6 protein-coding genes are annotated in these 3,757 nt (G+C 37.0%); all 6 read left to right on the plus strand.

Going from position 1 to position 3,757, the window contains the following annotated elements:
* Positions 1–37: 37 nt before the first annotated feature.
* The 6 genes from C200_RS06455 (at position 38) to C200_RS06480 (ending at position 2,892) form a co-directional block, all read left to right on the plus strand.
* A complete protein-coding gene (locus tag C200_RS06455; RefSeq protein ID WP_036794070.1) occupies positions 38–322 on the plus strand; it encodes a hypothetical protein in 285 nt (94 codons plus the stop codon).
* Position 323: 1 nt separating this feature from the next.
* Positions 324–797 carry a single-stranded DNA-binding protein gene (gene ssb, locus C200_RS06460; RefSeq protein WP_016210960.1) on the plus strand — a complete coding sequence of 158 codons (474 nt, stop codon included), beginning with the start codon at positions 324–326 and terminating at the stop codon, positions 795–797.
* Positions 798–911: 114 nt separating this feature from the next.
* Positions 912–1,304 (plus strand): hypothetical protein, encoded by a 393-nt coding sequence (locus C200_RS06465; protein ID WP_129556726.1) that lies wholly within the window; start codon positions 912–914, stop codon positions 1,302–1,304.
* Between the two features lie 147 nt (positions 1,305–1,451).
* A complete protein-coding gene (locus tag C200_RS06470; RefSeq protein ID WP_016210972.1) occupies positions 1,452–1,679 on the plus strand; it encodes an AbrB/MazE/SpoVT family DNA-binding domain-containing protein in 228 nt (75 codons plus the stop codon).
* Between the two features lie 8 nt (positions 1,680–1,687).
* Entirely contained in the window at positions 1,688–2,095 is a 408-nt protein-coding gene (gene vapC, locus C200_RS06475) for a type II toxin-antitoxin system tRNA(fMet)-specific endonuclease VapC (protein ID WP_016210974.1), read from the plus strand.
* An 11-nt stretch (positions 2,096–2,106) separates the two neighbouring features.
* Entirely contained in the window at positions 2,107–2,892 is a 786-nt protein-coding gene (locus tag C200_RS06480) for a DNA/RNA non-specific endonuclease (RefSeq protein WP_016210970.1), read from the plus strand.
* Positions 2,893–3,757: the final 865 nt, after the last annotated feature.

A 3,757-nucleotide genomic window follows, 5' to 3' on the forward strand; every position in this document is an offset into this window, starting at 1 on the left:
ACGGAGAGCTTAAAAACAAAGCAATGGAGATAATTAAGTGAACGAGCATAGACATGAGTTAATGAAAAAAGCGACAAGTGAATTTAACGAGATTTTTGGCAGCATTCAAAAAAGTGTAATTGATGTCGCGGAGACGATTGATAAACAAAGTGAACAAGTGTTTTATTTTACGGGCTTTATGAATATGTTAATTAATGAATTAATTGATTATGAGCTGAAGATCACAGAGCAATATTCTGGCAGCTTACACAGCGTGATACTCAATCAGCTAGATAAGAAACTACAAGAAAGATTAAAACACGTTTTAAGTAAGAAGCATTAGCATGAAAGGTGTGAATCTCGCAATTATCGTGGGTCGTCTGGGTCAAGACCCGGAGATTAGAAGCACGCAAAGCGGGGAGAGTGTTGCAACGCTGTCTGTAGCGACGTCAGAGCAATGGCAAGACCAACACGGCGTTAACCATGAATCGACCGAATGGCATCGAGTTGTCTTATTTAGTGGCTTAGCCAACATTGCGAGGGATTACTTAAAGAAAGGCGCAGAGGTCTACGTTGAGGGTAAGATAAAAACCCGCAAATGGCAGGATAACCAGGGCAAGGATCGCTATACAACTGAGATTGTCGGCAAGACTATGCAAATGCTCGGGGGCGGCGAGCGCGTACAACAAACAGTAAAACCACCACCGCCACAACCTTCATCATTGGGCCAGCAGGCGTTTAAAGCCAAACAAGCGCAGCTACAGCCACAAAATAGCTCGGCGGAGATTGAAAAAATAGGCGAGGATATACCGTTTTAGAGTAGTAAATGAATTATACCATTAACTAAATCAATCACTTAGCTGTGATATTGAAATTCAAGAATTTTAAGTCTGTGCGAATCGTTATTTTAATTGCAATTAGGAGCTTAAAAGATGCTAAACATCACGCAAGTTAGAAGTATGCTCTCAGACTGGGGCGATTATATACAACGAGGCGCAGAGCATGGCTCAAATAACTCTATTTTTGGCATGATACAAAAATACGGCGGTGTGGTCATACAAAACAATAATAGCGGTAATGATCCTTATATCGCCAATAGCGATGCACTGGAAGTGGATCGAATCGTCAACGAGCTTTTACACAGTGACTGTAAGAGTGATCAAACGATGGCGCGCATACTTGTGATTCATTATGGAATAACCGGCTCAGCCGCTAAAAAGCAAGCGACTTTTCGCATATCTGTTGCTGTATATAACAGCTTTTTAAGTAAAGGGGTGAGCTATGTGCGTGGGTGTTTAAATGCTTTAACGCAAAGACCAGCTTAGCTGATTAAAAGCCAATTGTGCCACTGTAAAATAGTGATACTGCATAAAAAACAAATAGTTAAATTAAAAAAGAACAAAGCCATTTAAATATTGCCAAAGTATATACAATATAGTATATACTTACAGGTGTAATGTGAAGGAGGATGTATGGCAAAATCACGAATTTTTAAAAGTGGTAATTCCCAAGCCGTTCGGTTACCGAAAGAAATGCGGCTGGATGGTGAAGAAGTGGTTATTCATCGGTTTGGCAACTCTTTATTAATCCAGCCAGTTTATGAAACCTGGATGGATGTTTACAATCATATGCCGGATGTATCGGATGATTTTATGGAAGATCATCAAGATATACAAGCACAAGAACGTGACTGGTTTTAGGATAAAAAATGCTTTATATGCTGGATACGAATATTTGTATTTATTTAATTAAACAAAAGCCTCGTTCTTACTATGAGCGTTTGATGGAGGTAGAAAAATCTCGTCATATATTGGCGATTTCATCCATTGTTTTATCTGAATTACAGTTTGGAGTGGCTCGGAGTCAACACCAGCGAAAAAACCAGGAAGCGATTAATACCTTGGTAAATAAGCTAGAAGTTTTACCCTATGAGGAAAAGGCAGCTAAATACTATGGTGACTTAAGGGCTGACTTACAAAAAAAAGGGACTGTGATTGGTGGGAATGATATGATCATAGCCGCGCATGCGCTCTCAGAAAAAGCCGTTTTAGTGACACATAATACAAAAGAGTTTCAGCGTGTCGAGCATTTAGAGTTTGAAGACTGGGCAAGTTAAGAAGTATAACAATGAAAAAGACAAATATAATACTATGCGGGCTATTCATTAGCTTATTTAGCATATCTTTAAGTGCGGCAATACCAGCAGAAACAGAGTTTCATTGTCACGGGTTTATGAAATATGGTATCCCAGGCAAAGCCGACCAGTATTTATGCCGTGAAGGGTATAGTGTTGGTTATAACTATAAAACCAAACAGCCTCGCTGGGTTGCATACCATTTAACAAGTAAAAGCGTTTCTAAGCGAATTAAAAGACACGATGATTTTCGTCCTGATCCAGCAATTCCCTATCAGTATCAAGCTCAACTTTCAGATTATAAACGATCTGGTTATGATCGTGGACATTTAGCACCTTATGCGGCTATGGATTTTGATAAAAACTCTGCGTCTCAATCATTTTTACTATCTAACATGAGTCCTCAAAAAGCAGGTTTAAATAGGCAAGGATGGGCGAAATTAGAATCGAATGTGAGGTTTTGGGCTAAGTATAAAAGCGAGGTGTATGTTTACACTGGGCCAATTTTTCAAGGTAAAAACATTAAAACGATTGGCAAAAATAAGGTTGCCGTACCGACGGCATTTTTCAAAATTATATTTGCTCCTCAGCAAAAGCAGGCATTAGCATTTGTAATGCCGAATAAAAGAGTAGCCAAGAATAAAGTTTCTGAGTATCGAACTAATATTGCGCATATAGAAAAGTTAACTGGATTGAAATTTTTGAGCCAATTAACTTCTTCTGAAAGGGAAAAGTTAGTAATAAAAACAGATACAATGTGGCGTACTCGCTACAATTAGCATTAAATTGAAAAGCCTTAACATTTATTATTTCTAGTAATTCACTTATAACAGGAAAAAATTTTAAAACATCTGATTTAGCTCTTGCTCTAGAGTCTTATGATGCTAATGCATATACACGAACACACTCGGATAATTTAATGCAAGCAACCGCCCTTCTTCATCAATAAAGTTAGCTATGCCTCCATGTCGGTCTTGCAATACTGAACGCAGTAATGAACAAGCCAGATTTTGTAGTAATTGTGGAGCTTCTCTTGAAACGCGATCTACTTATGAAGAAATCATCAATAAAGATATTAGTGTATTATCATTAACAAAAGATAGAATTAGCTCGATAAAAAATAACTCGAAAATTAGAAATATTAAAGATATATTACATGATTTAAGCCACAAGGAACTTAGGTCTATTCCACAAGTTGGTGAATATTGGGCTAAACGTATATTTAATTTAGCTGAAGAGTATATTTCTTAATGGAAACTTGGAAATATTCAATTAGTGCAACGCCATCAACTGTTAAGATCTCATCTATTCAAGATTATATTTGTCCCTATAATACTAATATGTCCCCAATTGATACGTTTTATGAGGGGCGTAATAATTTGTTAAGAGCTATTACACCAGAAAATGAAAATATATACTCAAAAATAACTCCTTTGATAATTGTTGGGCTAATTTCACAAACTGAAAATTATATAAGAGATATAATGGCTGGAGTTATAAAAATATGTCCTATTTCTAAAAAAAAATGATCAAAACAAACACTTAACCTTGCTACAGTATGGTTTAGTTGCACCTCTTTAGAGAAAGCATCTTTTGAGAATATTTCTTTTTCCATTTCTTCTGACGCTGCGAGCCAAGGAGTGC

This window comes from Piscirickettsia salmonis LF-89 = ATCC VR-1361 (genome assembly GCF_000297215.2).
GTDB classification, from domain to species: domain Bacteria; phylum Pseudomonadota; class Gammaproteobacteria; order Piscirickettsiales; family Piscirickettsiaceae; genus Piscirickettsia; species Piscirickettsia salmonis.

What these genes read in the sequence shown, in the direction of transcription:
- C200_RS06480 (WP_016210970.1), top strand. Translation starts at nt 2,107, where the DNA reads ATGAAAAAGACAAATATAATACTATGCGGGCTATTCATTAGCTTATTT.
- vapC (WP_016210974.1), top strand. Translation starts at nt 1,688, where the DNA reads ATGCTTTATATGCTGGATACGAATATTTGTATTTATTTAATTAAACAA.
- ssb (WP_016210960.1), top strand. Translation starts at nt 324, where the DNA reads ATGAAAGGTGTGAATCTCGCAATTATCGTGGGTCGTCTGGGTCAAGAC.
- C200_RS06470 (WP_016210972.1), top strand. Translation starts at nt 1,452, where the DNA reads ATGGCAAAATCACGAATTTTTAAAAGTGGTAATTCCCAAGCCGTTCGG.
- C200_RS06465 (WP_129556726.1), top strand. Translation starts at nt 912, where the DNA reads ATGCTAAACATCACGCAAGTTAGAAGTATGCTCTCAGACTGGGGCGAT.